General features: G+C 68.3%; 14 protein-coding genes. 3 read left to right on the top strand and 11 right to left on the bottom strand.

Annotation, left to right across the window (positions count from 1 at the left end; genetic code table 11):
* From R4Z63_RS19145 to rfbB, 5 genes are all read right to left on the bottom strand, one after another.
* The gene (locus R4Z63_RS19145) at positions 1-411 is read right to left on the bottom strand and encodes a DUF2304 domain-containing protein (protein WP_052030271.1); all 411 of its coding nucleotides are present in this window, start codon (positions 409-411) and stop codon (positions 1-3) included.
* Complete coding sequence (locus R4Z63_RS19140; protein WP_037919885.1) at positions 408-1,097, bottom strand: glycosyltransferase family 2 protein; 690 nt, start codon at positions 1,095-1,097, stop codon at positions 408-410. The genes R4Z63_RS19145 and R4Z63_RS19140 overlap by 4 nt, the downstream gene beginning before the upstream one ends.
* A 68-nt stretch (positions 1,098-1,165) precedes the next feature.
* Entirely contained in the window at positions 1,166-2,506 is a 1,341-nt protein-coding gene (locus R4Z63_RS19135; protein ID WP_384447027.1) for a lipopolysaccharide biosynthesis protein, read from the bottom strand.
* Complete coding sequence (gene rfbD / locus R4Z63_RS19130; RefSeq protein WP_384447141.1) at positions 2,503-3,375, bottom strand: dTDP-4-dehydrorhamnose reductase; 873 nt, start codon at positions 3,373-3,375, stop codon at positions 2,503-2,505. Before rfbD ends, R4Z63_RS19135 begins: the two co-directional genes overlap by 4 nt.
* A gap of 47 nt (positions 3,376-3,422) precedes the next feature.
* A complete protein-coding gene (gene rfbB / locus R4Z63_RS19125; protein WP_037918922.1) occupies positions 3,423-4,400 on the bottom strand; it encodes a dTDP-glucose 4,6-dehydratase in 978 nt (325 codons plus the stop codon).
* Positions 4,401-4,481: 81 nt separating this feature from the next.
* Here rfbB and rfbA point away from each other — a divergent pair, with 81 nt between their 5' ends.
* Both rfbA and rfbC read left to right on the top strand, forming a co-directional pair.
* A complete protein-coding gene (rfbA, locus tag R4Z63_RS19120; RefSeq protein ID WP_384447025.1) occupies positions 4,482-5,357 on the top strand; it encodes a glucose-1-phosphate thymidylyltransferase RfbA in 876 nt (291 codons plus the stop codon).
* Positions 5,354-5,953: a dTDP-4-dehydrorhamnose 3,5-epimerase gene (gene rfbC, locus R4Z63_RS19115; RefSeq protein WP_037918918.1), complete on the top strand. Its 600-nt coding sequence runs from the start codon at positions 5,354-5,356 to the stop codon at positions 5,951-5,953. The genes rfbA and rfbC overlap by 4 nt, the downstream gene beginning before the upstream one ends.
* Before the next feature lie 192 nt (positions 5,954-6,145).
* On the opposite strand, the gene tuf is transcribed toward rfbC, so the two are convergent.
* From tuf to rpsL, 4 genes are all read right to left on the bottom strand, one after another.
* A complete protein-coding gene (gene tuf / locus R4Z63_RS19110) occupies positions 6,146-7,339 on the bottom strand; it encodes an elongation factor Tu (protein ID WP_037918916.1) in 1,194 nt (397 codons plus the stop codon).
* 151 nt (positions 7,340-7,490) lie between these two features.
* On the bottom strand, positions 7,491-9,623 hold the full coding sequence (gene fusA, locus R4Z63_RS19105) for an elongation factor G (RefSeq protein WP_037918914.1): 2,133 nt from the start codon (positions 9,621-9,623) through the stop codon (positions 7,491-7,493).
* Between the two features lie 39 nt (positions 9,624-9,662).
* Positions 9,663-10,133, bottom strand: coding sequence for a 30S ribosomal protein S7 (gene rpsG, locus R4Z63_RS19100; protein ID WP_007265894.1), 471 nt, complete (start codon positions 10,131-10,133; stop codon positions 9,663-9,665).
* Between the two features lie 2 nt (positions 10,134-10,135).
* Positions 10,136-10,507, bottom strand: a complete 372-nt coding sequence (rpsL, locus tag R4Z63_RS19095) for a 30S ribosomal protein S12 (RefSeq protein ID WP_007265893.1) — start codon at positions 10,505-10,507, stop codon at positions 10,136-10,138.
* Between the two features lie 367 nt (positions 10,508-10,874).
* On the opposite strand from rpsL, the gene R4Z63_RS19090 reads away from it, so the two are divergent.
* Positions 10,875-13,343: a YfhO family protein gene (locus R4Z63_RS19090; RefSeq protein ID WP_491522564.1), complete on the top strand. Its 2,469-nt coding sequence runs from the start codon at positions 10,875-10,877 to the stop codon at positions 13,341-13,343.
* A 105-nt stretch (positions 13,344-13,448) separates the two neighbouring features.
* On the opposite strand, the gene R4Z63_RS19085 is transcribed toward R4Z63_RS19090, so the two are convergent.
* Entirely contained in the window at positions 13,449-17,363 is a 3,915-nt protein-coding gene (locus tag R4Z63_RS19085) for a DNA-directed RNA polymerase subunit beta' (RefSeq protein WP_037918912.1), read from the bottom strand.
* Between the two features lie 101 nt (positions 17,364-17,464).
* Positions 17,465-20,947, bottom strand: coding sequence for a DNA-directed RNA polymerase subunit beta (gene rpoB / locus R4Z63_RS19080; protein WP_037918910.1), 3,483 nt, complete (start codon positions 20,945-20,947; stop codon positions 17,465-17,467).
* Positions 20,948-21,495 lie beyond the last annotated feature (548 nt).

The raw sequence follows: 21,495 nt of genomic DNA, 5'->3' as shown, positions 1-21,495 counted from the left end.
TCAGGCCTTCACGGAGTCGGCGTCGGCCGTGGTGTCGCCGGCGGCACCGGGCTCGGGGGCCAGGCGCTCGTCGTTGTGGCGCATGCCCTCGTTGATGGCCACCGTCCGGGCGAGGTCGGTGATCTTCTTCTCCAGCGAGCGGAACCGCAGGAAGGTGTTGAGCGTGAGGAAGCCCATCGCCAGGACCATCACGTAGAGCACGAGGTCGGTGCCGCGGCCGACGCCGAGCTTCTGGGCGAGCCAGGTGACGTCCGTCGGACGGAGCACGGCGTACACGTTGACGATGACGAACAGGGAGAAGGCGATGCGCTTCCAGGCCCGGTTCTTCGCCTGGCTCCACGTCCGGATGAACACCAGGGCCATCGACACGGAGCCGACGATCAGGACGAGCTGGATCCAGAAGTACTTCATCGACGCCCACGCTCCCGCAGCGAAATGTCAAAGATGATGTTCACGCCGTTGATGAGGGACTGGCCCTTGGAGCGCGAGTATTCGGTGTAGAGGATGTCCACCGGAACCTCGGTGACCCGCAGGTCGGAACCCGCCAGGAAACCGACCAGCTCCGAGGCGTGCGCCATGCCGTTCATGGTGATGTTCAGCTGCTCGGCGGCCTTCCGGCTCAGGACGCGCAGACCGTTGTGCGCGTCGGTGAGCTTGAGCTTGCGGGCGGTGGGACTGACCGCGGCGGCCGTGCGCAGGACGACCTGCTTGATCCACGGCACCTGGCCGTTCTGCTCGATGAAGCGCGAGCCGAGCACCACGTCGGCCTCGTCCCGCCGCAGCACGCCGACCATCGTCTCGACGTCCTTGGTCTGGTGCTGACCGTCGGCGTCGAAGGTCGCGAAGTAGCGGGAACCGGGCTGGGCGAGCGCGTACTTCAGACCGGTCTGGAGGGCCGCGCCCTGACCCAGGTTCACCGGGTGGCGGACCAGGTGGGCACCCGTGGTCGCTATGTGCTCGGCCGAGTCGTCCGTGCTGCCGTCGTCGACGACGACGATGTTGGGGAACGTCTTGCGGGCCCCCTCGACCACATCGGCGATCACCTGGCCCTCGTTATAGGCCGGTATGACCAGCCAGACATCGTCGTATTGGGACACGGTAGCTCCAGCGGAATGTGGCACGTACGAGTGCTCGGTGATCGGTGTGACGTCGTGGGCCGGCATGGTCATCTCCCGACCGCGCCCACACCCGCGGCGCCGGTATCGGTGTCGGCCGACTGCCGGGGGGCTTCACCGGCTGCGGCCGCGGCTCCGGGGAAGCTCAGCCTGAGGGCTGCCAGCATAGCGAGCACGGTGGCGGTCGAGCCCACGGCGTAGGCGACGATCACGCGCACGGCCACCTCGCCGGGGATCAGGGTGATGCCCACCAGGACCGCGGTACCGAGGGCCCAGCAGAGCAACTGGAGGTTGTGGCGCTTGAATACCATGAGCGCCTGTCCCAGCACCATCGCGAACATGTACGCCGCGGTGCCCGCGGACAGCAGGAAGAAGTCGAAGCTTCCCAGTACCGGGTCCTGGATGCCGAAGAGCACCTCGATGAGCCAGGGGCCGAGGGCGGTGGCGGGCAGGCCGCCGAGCAGGCCGAGCGCCCCGACCACCATCGCGATCCGGCGCAGCATCGCCCAGAAGGCCACGCGGTCGCCGGCGGTGAAGGCCGCGGTCAGGCCGCTGAGCAGCGAGGCCTGGAGCGAGCCGAAGACGAAGAGCGGAACACGTGCGAGGACCGTCGCGCTCATCAGCGCCGCGATCAGCGCGCTGTCGGACGGCGCCAGCAGCTTGGTGCTCATCACGGCCGCGTTCACGACCAGTTGGGACAGCAGCGTCGCGCAGACCAGCAGGCCGAGGCCGCCGCACAGTTCCCGCCAGGCGATCTGCTCGCCCGGACCGACCGCGCGCAGCAGCGGGGGCAGCGTCACCAGCGTCGCCACCACCGGCGCGACGGCCAGGATGAGACTGAAGGCCAGTGCCGAGTGCAGTCCGAGGAGGGCGCACCCGAAGGCGAGCACGATCCGCAGCCCGCCGTCGACGGCGAGCTGGGTGCCGTAGGCGCCGAAGCGGCCGAGGCCCGCCAGCACGCCGCGGGTGAGGTAGCAGACGGCCATGCCGGTGAAGGCGGCGCCGAGCGCGGCGACCAGGGCGCGGTCCCCGTGGAACAGCAGGTCGGCCAGGGGGCCGGCGCCGAGGCCGAGAACCAGCAGGGTCGCGCCGAGGATTCCGGCGGTGAGCTGTCCGGCACGGCGGAGCACCGGGGCGGCGCCCTGGCCGAGGACCACCCGGGCGGAGACGATCCGGGTGAGCTCCTGCTCCAGGGGGAAGAAGATGCCGATGCCGAGGGACATCACGATCGTCCACAGCACCGAGACGTTGGCATAGCCCGCATCGGACAGGCTGTGACCGGCCACGCCCAGGTGGGCGTACGAGGCGCCGCCGAGCACGACGGTGCCGCCGGCCACCGCGACGGTGCCCGGCGGCAGGGCCGCACTCAGCTTGTTCAGCAGGGTCTTCATCCCGCGCGGCCGTCCCGGGCCGCCTCGGCGAGTGCGGCGAAGCCGGGGGTGGCCAGCGCCAGGGCCAGCTGTTCGCGCCAGTCGGCAAGCGGCTCCAGTCCGGCCTTCTGCTGCCACGCGTCGTGTGCGAGCACGCTGAAGGCGGGGCGGGCGGCGGGGCGGACGAACGCCTCGGAGGTCGTCGGCCGGATCCGCTCGGGATCCAGACCGCTCAGGCGGTAGGCCTCGCGGGCCAGTCCCCTCCAGGTGGTCCGGCCGCTCGCGGTGCCGTGGTAGATCCCGCCGGCGGCCCGGCCCCGGAGGGCGGCCAGTCCGAGGTCGACCAGCCGGCCGGCGAGCGCGTAGGACCAGGTGGGTTGGCCGTGCTGATCGTCGACCACGTCGAGCGAGTCGCGCTGGGCGGCCAGCTTCAGCATGGTGGCGACGAAGTTCGGCCCGTGCTCGCCGTACAGCCAGGCGGTCCGTACGACGTAGCCGTCCTGCGGCAGCAGTTCGGTGACGGCCTGCTCGCCGACCAGCTTGGAGCGTCCGTAGGCGTTGACCGGGCCGGTCACGGCGTCCTCGCGGTACGGCTCCGAGGCATCGCCGGGCAGCACGTAGTCGGTGGAGACGTGGATCAGCCGCACGCCGGCGGCGGCGCACGCCTCGGCGAGGACGCGCACGGCGGTGCCGTTGACGGCCGTCGCGGCCTCCTCGGCGCTCTCGGCACCGTCGACGTCCGTCCAGGCAGCGCAGTTCACGACCACGGCAGCGCCCTCGACCGCGGCCCGGACCGCGGCCGGGTCGGTGATGTCGAGATCGGCGCGGTTGCGGCCCACGGCCTCGATCCCGGCGCGCTTCAGGACGGTCAGGACGTCCCGGCCGAGCATCCCGCCGGCGCCGGTGACGAGCCAGTGCCCGGACGACGAGTTGGCGCTCACTTCTGCAGGGCCGCCTTCGCCTTCAGCGGCTCCCACCAGGCGCGGTTCTCGCGGTACCACGCGATGGTGGCCTTGATGCCGTCCTCGAAGGTGACCTGGGGGGCGTAACCCAGCTCGGCGCCGATCTTGCTGATGTCGATGGAGTAGCGCAGGTCGTGGCCCTTGCGGTCCTCGACGTGCTCGACCATGTCCCAGCCCAGGCCCGCGGCCTCCAGCAGGACGCCGGTGAGCTCCTTGTTGGTGAGCTCGGTGCCGCCACCGATGTTGTAGACCTCGCCGGCCCGGCCCTTACGCATGGCCAGGTCGATGCCCCGGCAGTGGTCGGAGACGTGCAGCCAGTCGCGGACGTTTCCGCCGTTGCCGTACAGCGGGACCTTCTTGCCGTCCATCAGGTTCGAGACGAACAGCGGGATGACCTTCTCCGGGAACTGGTAGTGCCCGTAGTTGTTGGAGCAGCGGGTGACCACCACGTCCATGCCGTGGGTGCGCGCGTACGCCAGCGCCAACAGGTCGGAGGATGCCTTGGAGGCGGAGTAGGGGGAGTTCGGCACCAGCGGCCACTCCTCCGTCCAGGAGCCCTCGCTGATCGATCCGTAGACCTCGTCGGTGGAGATGTGGACGAAGCGGCCGACCCCGTGCTTGCGGGCGGCGTCCAGCAGCACCTGGGTGCCGACGACGTTCGTCATGACGAAGGGGCCCGCACCGGCGATCGACCGGTCCACGTGGGACTCGGCGGCGAAGTGCACGACCACGTCGTGGCCGGCCATCACCTGGTCGACGGCCTCGGCGTCGCAGATGTCGCCCTGGACGAAGCGGTATCCGCTGTGGCCCGCGACCGGAGCGAGGTTCGCCTCGACGCCCGAGTAGGTCAGCTTGTCGAAGACGGTGACCTGCGCCGTGGCGTCTGCACCGAGCTGCTGGCGGACGAATTCTGAACCGATGAAGCCGGCGCCGCCGGTCACGAGGATGCGCATAATACGAAGAGTCTAGCCGCCTGCCGAACGTCACACGCCGGACGGTCGGACCGCCGCGGCCCTCTCGCATAGGGTTCACCCATGCGTGGAATCCTTTTGGCCGGTGGCACCGGATCGCGACTCTGGCCGCTGACTCGGGCCGTCTCGAAGCAGCTGCTGCCCGTCTTCGACAAGCCGATGATCTACTACCCGCTCTCCACCCTGGTCATGGCGGGAATCAGCGAGATCCTGATCATCACCACCCCTGAAGACCGTGACCAGTTCGAGCGGCTGCTCGGCGACGGTTCGCAGTTCGGACTGCGGTTGGAGTACGCCGTCCAGGAGCGCCCGGAGGGCATCGCCCAGGCGTTCGTCCTCGGCGCCGACTTCATCGGCGACGAGTCCGTCGCATTGATCCTCGGCGACAACATCTTCCACGGCAGCGGCCTCGGCACCCGCCTCGCCCAGCACACCGACGCCAAGGGCGGCCGGGTGTTCGCGTACCCGGTGGCGGACCCGACCGCCTACGGCGTCGTGGAGTTCGACGAGAAGGGCCAGGCCATCTCCATCGAGGAGAAGCCGGTCAAGCCCAAGTCCCGCTACGCGGTGCCGGGTCTGTACTTCTACGACAACCAGGTCGTGGAGATAGCCAGGGGGCTCAAGCCCAGCGCCCGCGGCGAGCTGGAGATCACCGCCGTCAACGACGCCTACCTCCAGGCCGGCGAACTGAACGTCACCATCCTGGACCGCGGCACCGCCTGGCTCGACACCGGCACCTTCGTCTCGATGGTCCAGGCCTCCGAGTTCGTCCGCGTGATCGAGGAACGCCAGGGCTTCAAGATCGGCTGCATCGAAGAGGCGGCCTGGCGGGCCGGCCTGATCGACTCCGCCCAACTGCGTTCGCTCGCCGAGCCGTTGACCAAGAGCGGCTACGGCACCTACCTCCTGGCCCTGCTGGACGAGGAGGAGGGCAAGTGAAGTTCCGCGAACTCTCCATCGCCGGCGCCTTCGAGGTGACCCCGCAGCTGCACGGCGACCCGCGCGGCCTGTTCACCGAGTGGTACCGCTTCGACCGCCTGGCGGAGGTCGTCGGCCACCCGCTGAACCTGGCGCAGGCGAACCTCTCCGTCTCCGCCGCGGGCGTGGTTCGCGGCATCCACTTCGCCGACGTGCCGCGCGGCCAGGCCAAGTACGTGACCTGCGTGCGCGGCGCCGTGCTCGACGTCATCGTGGACCTGCGGGTGGGCTCGCCCACCTTCGGCCGCTGGGAGGGCGTCCGCCTCGACGACGCCGACCGCCGCGCCGTCTACATCCCCGAGGGGCTCGGCCACGGCTTCTGCGCCCTGACCGACGACGCGACCCTGTCGTACCTCTGCTCGGAGACGTACAACCCCACCGGCGAGCACTCGGTGCACCCGCTCGACCCGGACCTGGGCATCGAGTGGCCCGCCGAGTTCCCGCAGCTGTCCGCGCGCGACGAGGCCGCCCCGTCGCTGGCCGAAGCCATCTCGACCGGACTGCTGCCCGACCACGCCGCCTGTGTCGAGTTCACCGAGTCGCTGCGCGTGAACTGACGCGCCGCCCGCGTACGCAGAAGGGCCGCACCCCGCAGGACGGGGTGCGGCCCTTCTGGTGTGTCCGGGCCGGTCCGGCCGCGACCGCCGGCCGCAACGCCGAAGGGCCCCGCCCCACCGCCGAGGCGGTGGGCCGGGGCCCTCCAGTGGAACGTGGCGCCCGGTCAACGGGCTACCAGGTCAGAACCCGAATTACTTCGTGATCTTGGTGACCTGGCCGGCGCCCACGGTACGACCACCCTCACGGATGGCGAACTTCAGGCCCTCCTCCATGGCGACCGGCTGGATCAGCGCGACCGACATCTCGGTGTTGTCGCCCGGCATGACCATCTCCGTGCCGGCCGGCAGGGTGACGACACCCGTGACGTCCGTGGTACGGAAGTAGAACTGCGGACGGTAGTTGTTGAAGAACGGGGTGTGACGGCCACCCTCGTCCTTCGACAGGATGTAGGCCTGGGCCTCGAACTCGGTGTGCGGGGTGACCGAACCCGGCTTGATGATGACCTGGCCGCGCTCGACGTCCTCGCGCTTGATGCCACGGAGGAGCAGACCGACGTTCTCACCGGCCTGGCCCTCGTCGAGCAGCTTGCGGAACATCTCGATACCGGTGACCGTGGTGGTGGTCTTCTCTTCCTTGATACCGATGATGTCGACGGTCTCGTTGACCTTCAGGACACCACGCTCGATACGGCCGGTGACGACCGTACCGCGACCGGTGATCGTGAAGACGTCCTCGACGGGCATGAGGAACGGCTTGTCGGTGTCACGCGGCGGGGTCGGGATCGACTCGTCGACGGCGGTCATGAGGCCGAGAAGCTTCTCGCCCCACTCCTTGTCGCCCTCGAGCGCCTTCAGCGCGGAGACGCGGACGACCGGCAGGTCGTCGCCCGGGAACTCGTACTCGGAGAGCAGCTCACGGACCTCGAGCTCGACGAGCTCCAGGATCTCCTCGTCGTCCACCATGTCGGCCTTGTTCAGGGCGACGACGATGTACGGAACGCCGACCTGGCGGGCCAGGAGCACGTGCTCCTTGGTCTGCGGCATCGGGCCGTCGGTGGCGGCGACCACGAGGATGGCGCCGTCCATCTGCGCGGCACCGGTGATCATGTTCTTGATGTAGTCCGCGTGACCCGGGCAGTCGACGTGGGCGTAGTGACGCGCCTCGGTCTGGTACTCGACGTGCGCGATGGAGATGGTGATACCGCGCTGGCGCTCCTCAGGAGCCTTGTCGATCTGGTCGAAGGCCGAGGCCTCGTTCAGGTCCGGGTACGCGTCGTGCAGCACCTTGGTAATGGCGGCCGTGAGGGTCGTCTTACCGTGGTCAATGTGACCGATGGTGCCGATGTTGACGTGCGGCTTAGTCCGCTCGAACTTCGCCTTCGCCACGGGGGTCCTCCTGGAGAGTGGTTCTGTACGCCTTACAGATCGGCGCCAGGTGATCTTTGCTGGAAAGCCGGCCGGTCCCCGGGGCAACGGGAGTGGCTCCTGTTGCCCCAGAGGCTGCCGGTGACAAGCCTAAAGCGTGTACTCCGAAGAGTTACTCGCCCTTGGCCTTCGCGATGATCTCCTCGGCGACGTTCCGGGGAACCTCGGCGTAGGAGTCGAACTGCATCGAGTAGCTGGCGCGACCCGAGGTCTTGCTGCGGAGGTCGCCGACGTAGCCGAACATCTCCGACAGGGGCACGAGGCCCTTGACGATCTTGGCTCCGTGACGGTCCTCCATGGCCTGAATCTGGCCACGGCGGGAGTTGATGTCACCGATGACATCGCCCATGGACTCCTCGGGCGTGGTGACCTCAACGGCCATCATCGGCTCGAGCAGAACGGGCGAAGCCTTGCGCGCGGCCTCCTTGAAGGCCTGCGAACCGGCGATCTTGAAGGCGAGCTCGGAGGAGTCGACCTCGTGGTAGCCGCCGTCGAGAAGCGTGACGCGAACGCCCGTCATCTCGTAGCCGGCCAGGATGCCGAACTGCATGGCCTCCTGCGCACCCGCGTCCACCGAAGGGATGTACTCCTTCGGCACACGACCGCCGGTGACCTTGTTCACGAACTCGTACGCCGGGCCGTCGGCCTCGGTGATGGGCTCGATCGCGATCTGCACCTTGGCGAACTGACCGGTACCACCGGTCTGCTTCTTGTGGGTGTAGTCGTGACGCTCGACGGCCTTGCGGATCGTCTCGCGGTAGGCGACCTGCGGCTTGCCGACGTTGGCCTCGACCTTGAACTCGCGCTTCATGCGGTCGACCAGCACCTCAAGGTGCAGCTCGCCCATTCCGCCGAGGATGGTCTGGCCCGTCTCCTCGTCCGAGTGAACGTGGAAGGAGGGGTCCTCCTCCGCGAGACGCTGGATGGCGACACCCAGCTTCTCCTGGTCACCCTTGGACTTGGGCTCGATGGCGACCTGGATGACCGGAGCCGGGAAGTCCATGGACTCCAGGATCACGGGCTGCTTGTCGTCGCACAGCGTCTCACCGGTGGTGGTCTGCTTCAGGCCCATCACGGCGACGATGTCGCCGGCGCCCACCGAGTCGATCTCCTCACGCTTGTTCGCGTGCATGCGGTAGATCTTGCCGATGCGCTCCTTCTTGCCCTTGACGGAGTTCAGCACCGCGGTGCCGGCCTCCAGGCGGCCCGAGTAAACCCGGACGAAGGTGAGCTTACCGAGGTGCGGGTCGCTCATGATCTTGAACGCGAGCGCGGCGAGGGGCTCCTCGTCGGACGGCTTGCGCTTCACGACCGTCTCGGCGTCGCGGACGTCGTGGCCCTCGATGGCCTCGATGTCCAGCGGCGACGGCAGGTAACGGACGACAGCGTCGAGCAGGGGCTGGACACCCTTGTTCTTGAACGCCGTGCCACAGAACACCGCGGTGATCGTGGGCTCGCCCTTGCCCTTGCCGGAGCCGAGGATGATACGACGGACGGCGGCGTGCAGCTGGTCCTCGGTGGGCTCGATGCCCTCGAGGAAGAGCTCCATCATCTCTTCGTCGTTCTCGGCGACGGTCTCGACCAGCTTGCCGCGCCACTCCTCAGCGGCCTCGGTGTGGCTGGCCGGGATGTCGACGATGTCGTACATCTCGCCCTTGGTCGCCTCGGCGGACCAGACGAGCGCCTTCATGCGGACGAGGTCGACGACACCCTGGAAGTCGGCCTCGGCACCGATGGGGAGCTGCATGACGATCGGAACCGCACCGAGGCGGTCCGTGATCATGTCGACGCAGCGGTGGAACTCGGCGCCGGTGCGGTCGAGCTTGTTGACGAAGCAGATACGCGGAACGCCGTAGCGGTCCGCCTGACGCCAGACGGTCTCGGACTGCGGCTCGACGCCGGCCACACCGTCGAAGACGGTGACGGCGCCGTCGAGGACGCGGAGCGAACGCTCCACCTCGACGGTGAAGTCGACGTGACCCGGGGTGTCGATGATGTTGATGGTGTGGTCAACATCTTCGAGCGGCCAGTGGCAGGTGGTGGCGGCAGACGTGATGGTGATACCACGCTCCTGCTCCTGCTCCATCCAGTCCATCGTGGCGGCGCCGTCGTGGACCTCACCGATCTTGTACGACACACCGGTGTAGAACAGGATGCGCTCGGTGGTGGTCGTCTTGCCCGCGTCGATGTGGGCCATGATCCCGATGTTGCGGACCTTGGCCAGGTCAAGCGAAGTGGTAGCCATAAGGCTTCGGTCTTCTCTCGGTCTCGATGTGGGGTGGGACTACCAGCGGTAGTGCGCGAAGGCCTTGTTGGACTCGGCCATCTTGTGCGTGTCCTCGCGCTTCTTGACGGCAGCGCCAAGACCGTTGGAGGCGTCGAGCAGCTCGTTCATGAGGCGCTCGGTCATGGTCTTCTCACGACGGGCGCGGGAGTAACCCACGAGCCAGCGCAGCGCCAGGGTCGACTGGCGACCCGGCTTGACCTCGACGGGAACCTGGTAGGTCGCGCCACCGACACGGCGGGACTTGACCTCGAGGGACGGCTTGACGTTCTCCAGCGCGCGCTTCAGCGTGATGACCGGGTCGTTGCCGGTCTTCTCGCGGAGGCCTTCCATGGCGCCGTAAACGATGCGCTCGGCGGTGGAGCGCTTGCCGTTCAGGAGGATCTTGTTGATGAGCGAGGTCACCAGAGGAGATGCGTAGACCGGGTCGATGATGACCGGGCGCTTCGGGGCGGGGCCCTTACGAGGCATTCTTACTTCTCCTTCTTGGCGCCGTAGCGGCTGCGGGCCTGCTTGCGGTTCTTGACAGCCTGGGTGTCAAGCGCACCGCGGATGATCTTGTAACGAACACCCGGCAGGTCCTTCACACGGCCACCACGCACGAGCACGATCGAGTGCTCCTGCAGGTTGTGTCCCTCACCCGGAATGTAAGCGGTGACCTCGATGCCGGAGGTCAGACGCACACGCGCGACCTTACGGAGCGCCGAGTTCGGCTTCTTCGGGGTGGTCGTGAACACACGCGTGCAGACGCCGCGACGCTGGGGCGAGGCCTCAAGCGCGGGAGTCTTTGTCTTCTCGACCTTGTCCTGCCGGCCCTTACGGACCAGCTGCTGGATCGTAGGCACTACTTCTCCGGTTTCTGTGTGCCGTGTAGTGAAGCTAACCTGGAACGTTGCCGACCCACGCGGTCGGGTGTGTCGGATCCTGCACACTTCCACCGAGGTGAGAGGGGCACGGATCGCGGTGTGGTCTTCTCGGCTCACCGCGGGTCTATGCGCGCGCGGGAGCCCAGGGCACACCCCAGGCACAAGGTCAGAGCGTACCTACCTCACAGAGGTAGGTCAAAACAAATGCCCAGCACGAAAATCCGCCGCGCGCAAGCGGTACGGGGGCCGTTCGGCCCGACGGGCCGCCCCGCCGCCCTAAACTGACAGCTTGCCCGGGCGCTGGGCGCCCGGGAGCCGATCAGCAGGGAGCAGCACATTGGGGACCGTGGCACCCGAGCCGACCACCGTCGACGCCCGGCCCACCGCAGCGGACCGCCCCCCGGCCCTCCGCGGACCCGTCCGCCTCTCCGCCCGCCTGCGCGGTCCCCTGTTGGCCTTCCTGCTCGCCGCGTCCGCCGCCGTCGCGGCCTGGGTCGCGCGCGGGACGTTCCCCTTCGGCAACACCGGGCGAGCCATCAACGACCAGGCCAACCAGTACGTGCCCTTCCACCGGGCGCTGTGGGACCTGGTCCACGGGCAGGCCGCCGGGGACCTGTTCTTCACCTGGCGCGGCGGATTCGGACAGCAGTTCCTGTCCGACTACCACACCTACCTCGGCAACCCGTTCTCCTGGCTGGCCGTCCTCGTCCCGCGCGACCACGTCGACCTGGCCGTCTTCGCGGTCACCCCGGTCACGATGGGCACCGCCGCCGCCGTGATGACCGTGTACCTCGGCAAGCTGCACGCCGGCCCCTGGTGGCAGCGGGGCGTGCTCGGGGCGACGTACGGCCTGTGCGGCTGGGCGCTCAGCGACGCCTCGTACATCCCGATGTGGCTCTGGGGCCTGGTCGCCCTCCCGATGCTCGGCATCGCCGTCGAGTGGTGCCTGGAGGGGCGCCGCTGGCCGGGGGCGGCCCTGCTGGTCGCACTCGCCTGGTTCGGGAACTTCTACACCGCGATGATGGCCACGATGGCCGCCTGCGTGCTGCTGGCCATCCGCCTGGCCACCCGCGACACGACGGCCCGGGAGCGGCTGCTGGCCCTGTGGCGGGCCGCGACGGCCGCCGCGACCGGAATCCTGCTCACGCTCCCGCTGCTGCTGCCGTCGTTCCTGTCCAGCGGTGCCGCCCAGCCCACCAGGGCCGCCGCCTTCGACCCCGTACGGATCGAGGTCTTCTTCGCGGGGATGCTCCCGGCCACCCACCTGTGGGGCGGCCGTCCCCGGCTCTACGTGGCCTCGCTCGGCCTGATCCTCGCCGGCTCCTTCCTTCTCAATACCCGGGTCGCGCGCCGCACCCGCCTGGTGTGGGCGGTCGCCACCGCTCTGGTGCTGGCCTCCTTCCAGTTCCCGCCCACGCAGTACGTGTGGCACGGACTGGCGGTGCCGAACGGCAACCCGTACCGCGAGGCCTTCGTGTTCAGCGGGATGGTGGTGGTCCTGGCCTGGCTGGCGCTGGCCAACCGGCCGCGCCCGCTGCACCTGGCCCTGAGCGCCGCCCTGCTGGTCGCCGCTGCCTTCGCCCTGCGCCACACGGACGACTTCGGCGGCTGGACCTGGCCGGCGGTGCTCGGCGGCGGGGGTGTCTCGCTGCTGGCGCTGGTCCTGCTGCGGCTCGGCGAGAAGCGCCGCTTCCTGGTCCCGGTGGCCGCCGTGCTGATGGCCGGTGTCGTCCTCGCGGAGTCCACCGCGGCCGCGGCCGGCGCCGACGCCCGCCGGGCCCGCGAGCGTTGGGCCAAGCCGATCGCCACGTCGAACCGGTCGATCGCACAGCATTTCGACGCCGTGCGCGGGGTCGAGGACTGGCCCGCCCACCGGACCGACTCGGGCGCGCCGCAGACCGCGTACAACGACGCCCTGGCGCTCCGGGCGGAGGGGCCGCAGTCCTACAGCAGCTACCTCCCCGAGGCGACCTACCGGGCCCTGCAGCCCCTGGGGTACGGCTTCAAGAACGACGGCCGGACCTTCTTCGGCGCCGACAACCCGGTGCTCGACGCGATCTTCTCCATCGGCGCGCGGGTCCGTCCGGGGGCGGCGCCGGGCAGCTGGACGGCCGACCGGTTCCCGGCGCCGCCGCTGGCCACCGTCCGCACCGGACCGTACGCCTCCCCGAATCCGGCGGACAGTGTCTACGCCCGCCAGGAGACCGTCCTCGGCGCCACCGTCTACGAGGTCCCGCAGGTCACCCGCGGCGGCAACCCGGAGGTCAGGACGTTCACGGCCCGCTGCCGCCCCGGCTCCGAGGCCTACTGGTACTCCCCCGCCCTCCACGGCTCCCTCCGCGCCGGCGCCACCGAGAAGCCGCTGGCGGGCGCGGTGACGGGGGTGACCCCGCTCGGCCCCGTCCCGGCGTCCGGCGAGGTCGAGGTCAGCGTGCGCACGCGTACGAAGGGGGCCGGCGCCGGAGCCCACCCGCTGGGCTGCCTCGACCGGGCGGCCCTCGCGGCGGCCGTCGACGGCCTCAAGGCCACCGGCGCCACCACCGTCGACGTCGGCGGCCACTCCATCGCGGCCTCCTTCCCCGCGGGCACCCGGGGCACGGCCGTCGTCGCCACCACCGCCGTCCCCGGGTGGAGCTGCTCGGCCCCGGTCAGGCCCTTCCACGGCCTGCTGGCCGTGGACCTCCCCCCGAGTACCACCGAGATCTCCTGCACCTTCACCCCGAAGGGCTTCACCGCAGGCCTGGCCGGCGGAGCCCTGGCCCTCCTGGCCCTCGCCGCGGTCCCGGCCTGGACGCGCCTGCGGCGCCGGCGGTGACGCTCCGCCGGCGCCCTCGCAGACCCGCGGCGGGCTCCCCCGCGGAAACGAAAAAGGCCCCCGCCACTCCTTGCGGAGCAGCGGGGGGCTTCTTCTTACGAGCTCTTAGCCGTTGTACGGGCCGTAGTCGTAGTCCTCCAGCGGGACGGCCTGGCCGGAGCCGGTGCCGAAGGGCGAGTAGTCGATGTCGTCATAACCGACGGCCGAGTACATCGCGGCCTTCGCCTCCTCGGTGGGCTCCACCCGGATGTTGCGGTAGCGGGCGAGGCCCGTACCGGCCGGGATGAGCTTACCGATGATGACGTTCTCCTTGAGGCCGATCAGGGAGTCGGACTTGGCGTTGATCGCCGCGTCCGTCAGGACCCTGGTCGTCTCCTGGAAGGACGCCGCCGACAGCCAGGACTCGGTCGCGAGCGAGGCCTTGGTGATACCCATCAGCTGCGGACGGCCGGAGGCGGGGTGACCGCCCTCGGTGACCACACGACGGTTCTCGGTCTCGAACTTCGACCGCTCCACCAGCTCGCCCGGCAGGAGCTCCGCGTCGCCGGACTCGATGATCGTCACGCGGCGCAGCATCTGCCGGATGATGATCTCGATGTGCTTGTCGTGGATCGACACGCCCTGCGAGTTGTAGACCTTCTGGACCTCGCCGACCAGGTGGACCTGGACGGCACGCTGGCCGAGGATGCGCAGCACGTCGTGCGGGTTGGTGGCACCCATGGTGAGCTTCTGGCCCACCTCGACGTGGTCGCCCTCGTGCACGATGACCTTGGCGCGCTTCGAGATCGGGAACGCCGTCTCGTCGCTGCCGTCGTCGGGCGTGATGACGATCTTCTTCGTCTTCTCGGTCTCCTCGATCCGCACGCGGCCGGCGGCCTCGGAGATCGGGGCGACACCCTTCGGGGTACGGGCCTCGAAGAGCTCGACGACACGCGGCAGACCCTGCGTGATGTCGTCACCGGCCACACCACCGGTGTGGAAGGTACGCATCGTCAGCTGGGTACCGGGCTCACCGATGGACTGGGCGGCGATGATGCCGACGGCCTCACCGATGTCGACCAGCTTGCCGGTGGCCAGCGAGCGGCCGTAGCAGAAGGCACAGGTGCCGACCGCGGACTCACAGGTCAGGACCGAGCGGGTCTTGACCTCCTCCACGCCGTTGGCGACCAGGGCGTCGATGAGCACGTCACCGAGGTCGACGTTGGCCGGCGCGATGACCTTGCCGTCGATGACGACGTCCTCGGCCAGCATGCGGGCGTAGATCGAGGTCTCGACGTCGTCGGCCTTGCGCAGCACGCCGTCCTCGCCGCGAACGGCGATCTTCAGCTTCAGGCCGCGCTCGGTGCCGCAGTCCTCCTCGCGGATGATCACGTCCTGCGAGACGTCCACCAGACGACGGGTCAGGTAACCCGAGTCGGCGGTACGCAGGGCGGTGTCCGCCAGACCCTTACGGGCACCGTGCGTGGAGATGAAGTACTCCAGAACGGTGAGGCCCTCGCGGAAGGACGCCTTGATCGGACGCGGGATGGTCTCGTTCTTCGCGTTCGACACCAGACCACGCATACCGGCGATCTGTCGCATCTGCATCATGTTTCCTCGGGCACCCGAGTCAACCATCATGAAGATGGGGTTCGTCTTGGGGAAGTTCGCGTTCATCGCCTCGGCGACCTCGTTGGTCGCCTTGGTCCAGATCGCGATGAGCTCCTGCGTGCGCTCGTCCTTGGTGATCAGACCGCGCTCGTACTGCTTCTGAACCTTCTCGTCCTGCGCCTCGTAGCCCGCGACGATGGCCTTCTTGGCCTCGGGCACGACGACGTCGGAGATGGCCACGGTGACACCGGAACGGGTCGCCCAGTGGAAGCCGGCCGCCTTCAGGTTGTCGAGCGTCGCCGCCACGATGACCTTGGGGTAGCGCTCCGCCAGGTCGTTGACGATCTCGGAGAGCTGCTTCTTGCCCACCGAGTAGTCGACGAACGGGTAGTCCTCGGGCAGCAGCTCGTTGAAGAGCGCGCGGCCCAGGGTGGTGCGCAGGCGGAAGCTGTCGCCCGGCTGGAACTCGCGCTCGGCGACGCCGTCGTCCCCGCCCTCGGCGACCGGCGGCACCCAGCCGCGCGGCGGGATGGTGCCCACCGGGAAGCGGATGTCGACGGACGACTGCAGCGCGAGCTCGCCGGCGTCGAACGCCATGGTCGCCTCGGCCGTGGAGCCGAAGGCGCGGCCCTCGCCCTTGGTGTCGCGCAGGTCACCGTCGGTGGTCAGGAAGAACAGACCCAGGACCATGTCCTGCGTCGGCATCGTGACCGGACGGCCGTCGGCCGGCTTGAGGATGTTGTTCGAGGACAGCATCAGGATGCGGGCCTCGGCCTGCGCCTCCGCGGAGAGCGGCAGGTGCACGGCCATCTGGTCACCGTCGAAGTCCGCGTTGAACGCGGTGCAGACGAGCGGGTGGATCTGGATGGCCTTGCCCTCGACCAGCTGCGGCTCGAAGGCCTGGATGCCGAGGCGGTGCAGCGTGGGCGCACGGTTCAGCAGAACCGGGTGCTCCGCGATGACCTCTTCCAGGACGTCATACACGACCGTGCGGCCGCGCTCGACCATCCGCTTGGCGCTCTTGATGTTCTGCGCGTGGTTCAGGTCCACCAGGCGCTTCATCACGAACGGCTTGAAGAGCTCCAGCGCCATGGCCTTCGGCAGACCGCACTGGTGCAGCTTCAGCTGCGGGCCGACGACGATCACGGAACGCGCGGAGTAGTCCACGCGCTTGCCGAGCAGGTTCTGACGGAAGCGACCCTGCTTGCCCTTCAGCATGTCGCTGAGGGACTTCAGCGGGCGGTTGCCGGGGCCCGTCACCGGGCGGCCGCGGCGACCGTTGTCGAAGAGCGCGTCCACGGCCTCCTGGAGCATGCGCTTCTCGTTGTTCACGATGATCTCGGGTGCACCGAGGTCGAGAAGGCGCTTCAGGCGGTTGTTGCGGTTGATCACGCGGCGGTACAGGTCGTTCAGGTCGGAGGTCGCGAAGCGGCCACCGTCCAGCTGCACCATCGGACGCAGGTCCGGCGGGATGACCGGGACGCAGTCCAGGACCATGCCCTTGGGCTTGTTGCTGGTCTGCAGGAACGCGGAGACGACCTTGAGGCGCTTGAGCGCACGGGTCTTCTTCTGGCCCTTGCCGGTACGGATGATCTCGCGGAGGCGCTCGGCCTCCTCCTCCAGGTCGAAGGACTCCAGGCGCTTCTGCAGCGCGGCGGCGCCCATGCAGCCGTCGAAGTACGTGCCGAAGCGGTCACGCAGCTCGCGGTAGAGCAGCTCGTCGCCCTCAAGGTCCTGGACCTTGAGGTTCTTGAAGCGGGCCCACACCTCGTCGAGGCGGTCGATCTCGCGCTGGGCGCGGTCGCGGAGCTGCTTCATCTCGCGCTCGGCACCCTCGCGCACCTTGCGGCGCACGTCGGCCTTCGCACCCTCGGCCTCAAGCTCGGCCAAGTCGGACTCGAGCTTCTTGGCACGGCCTTCGAGGTCGGCGTCGCGACGGTTCTCGATCTGCTGGCGCTCGACGGAGACGTGGGCCTCCAGCGACGGCAGGTCGCGCTGGCGGCGCTCGTCGTCGACGAACGTGATCATGTACGCGGCGAAGTAGATGACCTTCTCAAGGTCCTTCGGCGCGAGGTCCAGCAGGTAGCCCAGGCGCGACGGGACGCCCTTGAAGTACCAGATGTGGGTGACGGGGGCGGCGAGCTCGATGTGGCCCATCCGCTCACGGCGCACCTTGGCGCGCGTGACCTCGACGCCACAGCGCTCACAGATGATGCCCTTGAAGCGGACACGCTTGTACTTGCCGCAGTAGCACTCCCAGTCCCGGGTCGGACCGAAGATCTTCTCGCAGAAGAGTCCGTCCTTCTCGGGCTTCAGGGTGCGGTAGTTGATGGTCTCCGGCTTCTTGACCTCGCCGTGCGACCAGGTTCGGATGTCGTCCGCGGTGGCAAGGCCGATCCGCAGCTCGTCGAAGAAGTTGACGTCGAGCACTGTGCGTCAATCCCTCTTTCGGGGTCGTGTCTCTTGATCAGTGGTCTGAACGGTCCCGGGGATGACGGGGGGCTCAGGGTGTGAGCCCCCCGTCAGGCCCGTCAGACCTCTTCGACGCTGCTCGGCTCGCGCCGGGACAGGTCGATACCGAGCTCCTCCGCCGCGCGGAAGACGTCCTCGTCGGTGTCGCGCATCTCGATGGACATGCCGTCCGAGGACAGCACCTCCACGTTGAGGCAGAGCGACTGCATTTCCTTGATGAGCACCTTGAAGGACTCGGGAATGCCCGGCTCGGGGATGTTCTCGCCCTTGACGATGGCCTCGTAGACCTTCACTCGGCCGGTGACGTCGTCGGACTTGATGGTCAGCAGCTCCTGGAGGGCGTAGGCGGCGCCGTACGCCTCGAGCGCCCACACCTCCATCTCACCGAATCGCTGGCCACCGAACTGTGCCTTACCACCCAGCGGCTGCTGCGTGATCATCGAGTACGGACCGGTCGAACGGGCGTGGAGCTTGTCGTCGACCAGGTGGTGGAGCTTGAGGATGTACATGTACCCGACCGAGATCGGGTCCGGGAACGGCTCGCCGGAGCGGCCGTCGAACAGGCGCGCCTTGCCGGACGGGAGGACCAGGCGGTCACCGTCTCGGTTCGGGATGGTGTGCTCGAAGAGGCCGGCGAGTTCGTCCTCGCGGGCGCCGTCGAACACGGGGGTGGCGACGTTGGTGCCGGGCTCGACGCGGTCGGCGCCGATGGACTTCAGCCGCTCGGCCCACTCCTCGCCCAGACCGGAGACGTCCCAGCCTCGGCTGGCGAGCCAGCCGAGGTGGATCTCCAGGACCTGTCCCGGGTTCATTCGGGACGGGACACCCAGCGGGTTCAGGATGATGTCGACCGGGGTGCCGTCCTCCAGGAACGGCATGTCCTCGATCGGGAGGATCTTGGAGATGACGCCCTTGTTGCCGTGACGGCCGGCGAGCTTGTCACCGTCGGTGATCTTGCGCTTCTGGGCGACGTAGACGCGGACCAGCTGGTTCACGCCCGGAGGAAGCTCGTCGCCCTCCTCGCGGTCGAAGACGCGGACGCCGATGACCTTGCCGATCTCACCGTGGGGGACCTTGAGCGAGGTGTCACGCACCTCGCGGGCCTTCTCACCGAAGATCGCGCGGAGCAGGCGCTCCTCCGGGGTCAGCTCGGTCTCACCCTTGGGCGTGACCTTGCCGACCAGGATGTCACCGGCGACGACGTCCGCACCGATGCGGATGATGCCGCGCTCGTCGAGGTCAGCCAGGACCTCCTCGGAGACGTTCGGGATGTCCCGGGTGATCTCCTCGGGGCCGAGCTTGGTGTCACGGGCGTCGACCTCGTGCTCCTCGATGTGGATCGAGGAGAGGACGTCGTCCTGCACGAGGCGCTGCGACAGGATGATCGCGTCCTCGTAGTTGTGGCCCTCCCACGGCATGAACGCCACGAGCAGGTTCTTACCGAGGGCCATCTCGCCCTCTTCGGTCGCCGGTCCGTCCGCGAGGACCTGGGACTCGACGATCCGGTCACCCTCGTTGACGATGACCTTCTGGTTGACCGAGGTGCCCTGGTTCGAGCGGGAGAACTTGGCGACGCGGTACGTGGTGTACGTGCCGTCGTCGTTGGCGACGGTGATGTAGTCGGCCGAGACCTCCTGGACCACACCGTCCTTCTCCGCACGGATCGAGTCGCCGGCGTCGACCGCACAGCGGTACTCCATGCCGGTGCCGACGAGCGGGGCCTCCGCCTTGATGAGCGGAACGGCCTGGCGCATCATGTTCGCGCCCATGAGGGCACGGTTGGCGTCGTCGTGCTCGAGGAAGGGGATCATCGCGGTCGCGACGGACACCATCTGGCGCGGGGAGACGTCCATGTAGTCGACGTCGCCGCCGGCGATGTAGTCGATCTCGCCGCCACGACGGCGGACCAGGACGCGGTTCTCGGTGAAGCGCATGTCCTCGGACAGGGCCGCGTTGGCCTGCGCGATGACGAAGCGGTCTTCCTCGTCGGCCGTCAGGTAGTCGACCTCGTCGGTGACGACACCGTCGATGACCTTGCGGTACGGGGTCTCGACGAAACCGAACGCGTTGACGCGACCGTAGGAGGCGAGCGAGCCGATCAGACCGATGTTCGGGCCTTCGGGGGTCTCGATCGGGCACATGCGGCCGTAGTGCGACGGGTGGACGTCACGGACCTCGAAGCCGGCCCGCTCACGGGACAGACCACCGGGGCCCAGCGCCGACAGGCGGCGCTTGTGGGTCAGGCCCGAGAGCGGGTTGTTCTGGTCCATGAACTGGGACAGCTGGCTGGTGCCGAAGAACTCCTTGATGGAGGCGACGACCGGCCGGATGTTGATCAGGGTCTGCGGCGTGATCGCCTCGACGTCCTGGGTGGTCATGCGCTCGCGCACGACGCGCTCCATACGAGCCAGACCCGTGCGGACCTGGTTCTGGATGAGCTCGCCGACGTTGCGCAGACGACGGTTGCCGAAGTGGTCGATGTCGTCGGTCTCGACCACGATCGAACGGCCGGACTCGCCGATCGTCTCGGTCTCGCCGGCGTGCAGCTTGACCAGGTACTTGATCGTGGCGATGACGTCGTCGGTGGTGAGCACACCGGCGTCGAGCGGCTCGTCGGCGCCGAGCTTCTTGTTCACCTTGTAGCGGCCGACCTTCGCGAGGTCGTAGCGCTTGGGGTTGAAGTAGAGGTTCTCCAGCAGCGTCTGGGCGGCCTCACGGGTCGGCGGCTCGCCCGGGCGCAGCTTGCGGTAGATGTCGAGCAGCGCGTCGTCCTGGCCCTGGGTGTGGTCCTTCTCCAGGGTGGCGCGCATGGACTCGTACTCGCCGAACTCCTCGAGGATCTGCTCGGTGGTCCAGCCGAGCGCCTTCAGGAGGACGGTGACGGACTGCTTGCGCTTGCGGTCGATGCGGACGCCGACCATGTCGCGCTTGTCGATCTCCATCTCCAGCCAGGCACCCCGGGAGGGGATGATCTTGGCGGAGAAGATGTCCTTGTCGGACGTCTTGTCGATGGAGGAGTCGAAGTAGACACCGGGGGAACGGACGAGCTGCGACACCACGACACGCTCGGTGCCGTTGATGACGAAGGTGCCCTTGTTGGTCATGAGCGGGAAGTCGCCCATGAAGACCGTCTGAGACTTGATCTCTCCGGTCTCGTTGTTCGTGAACTCGGCCGTGACGAACAGCGGAGCCGCGTAGGTGAAGTCGCGCTCCTTGCACTCGTCGACGGAGTTCTTCGCCGGCTCGAAGCGGTGGTCGCGGAAGGTCAGCGACATCGACCCGGAGAAGTCCTCGATCGGCGAGATCTCCTCGAAGATCTCTTCCAGACCGGACTTGGTGGGGACGTCCTGTCCACTCTCAAGCGCCGACTCGACGCGAGACTTCCAGGCGGCGTTGCCGAGCAGCCAGTCAAAGCTCTCGGTCTGCAGCGCCAGGAGGTTCGGAACCTCGAGCGGCTCCTTGATCTTTGCAAAGGAGATGCGCAGCGGGGCGGTGCTGGCACCGTTGTTCGTATTGGTCGAGGCGTTGCGCGAGGCGGCCAAGAGGGGGTCCTTCCGAGGGCTCGGACTCACTACGCGCGTACCGGTCCCAGCAGACACAGAAGACGGGGCCCCCCGATTCCGGCCAAAACACCAGGTCAGGGTGGATCAATCAAGTGTGCTCAAGCGTGGGCATGTCCCTGGCGACGGGCAGGGGACAGCTAACAGGCAGCGCAAAGGGTCAGTGTAGCCACTTGGCTCACTGATGTCCAGACCAGGTTTCCGGAAACCGGCAACAGGCCTTCCCCATGTCGTTCAACCCTGCGTCCAACGCTGCGGCTCTCGTGCACAGAGCGCGTATCAGTACTGCCCTCTTCGTAGTCGATCCATGCCTCGGATCCCGGATCCGGGCGACCGACCTCTCGACGGGTCTGAGAATTGCGCGCCGCGACCCGTTCGTCAAGGCCCCCTGCTCCGAGCGGATCATCTCCGGACCCTGCGTCGGGGCAACGATGATCACCCTACTCCCCAACGAGACCAGGGCAAGTCAGGCACTGCGGGTACGCCAAAGGGCGACCACCCTTACGGGTGATCGCCCCTTGGAGAGGCCG

This window comes from Streptomyces sp. PL-29, assembly GCF_058344425.1.
This window is presented reverse-complemented; position numbering and strand designations above follow the sequence as displayed.

Bases quoted from the DNA above. Each gene is read 5' to 3' on its own strand.
- R4Z63_RS19145 (WP_052030271.1), bottom strand. From the start codon at position 411: ATGAAGTACTTCTGGATCCAGCTCGTCCTGATCGTCGGCTCCGTGTCG.
- R4Z63_RS19135 (WP_384447027.1), bottom strand. From the start codon at position 2,506: ATGAAGACCCTGCTGAACAAGCTGAGTGCGGCCCTGCCGCCGGGCACC.
- rfbB (WP_037918922.1), bottom strand. From the start codon at position 4,400: ATGCGCATCCTCGTGACCGGCGGCGCCGGCTTCATCGGTTCAGAATTC.
- fusA (WP_037918914.1), bottom strand. From the start codon at position 9,623: ATGGCTACCACTTCGCTTGACCTGGCCAAGGTCCGCAACATCGGGATC.
- rfbD (WP_384447141.1), bottom strand. From the start codon at position 3,375: ATGCTCGGCCGGGACGTCCTGACCGTCCTGAAGCGCGCCGGGATCGAG.
- rpsG (WP_007265894.1), bottom strand. From the start codon at position 10,133: ATGCCTCGTAAGGGCCCCGCCCCGAAGCGCCCGGTCATCATCGACCCG.
- rfbA (WP_384447025.1), top strand. From the start codon at position 4,482: ATGCGTGGAATCCTTTTGGCCGGTGGCACCGGATCGCGACTCTGGCCG.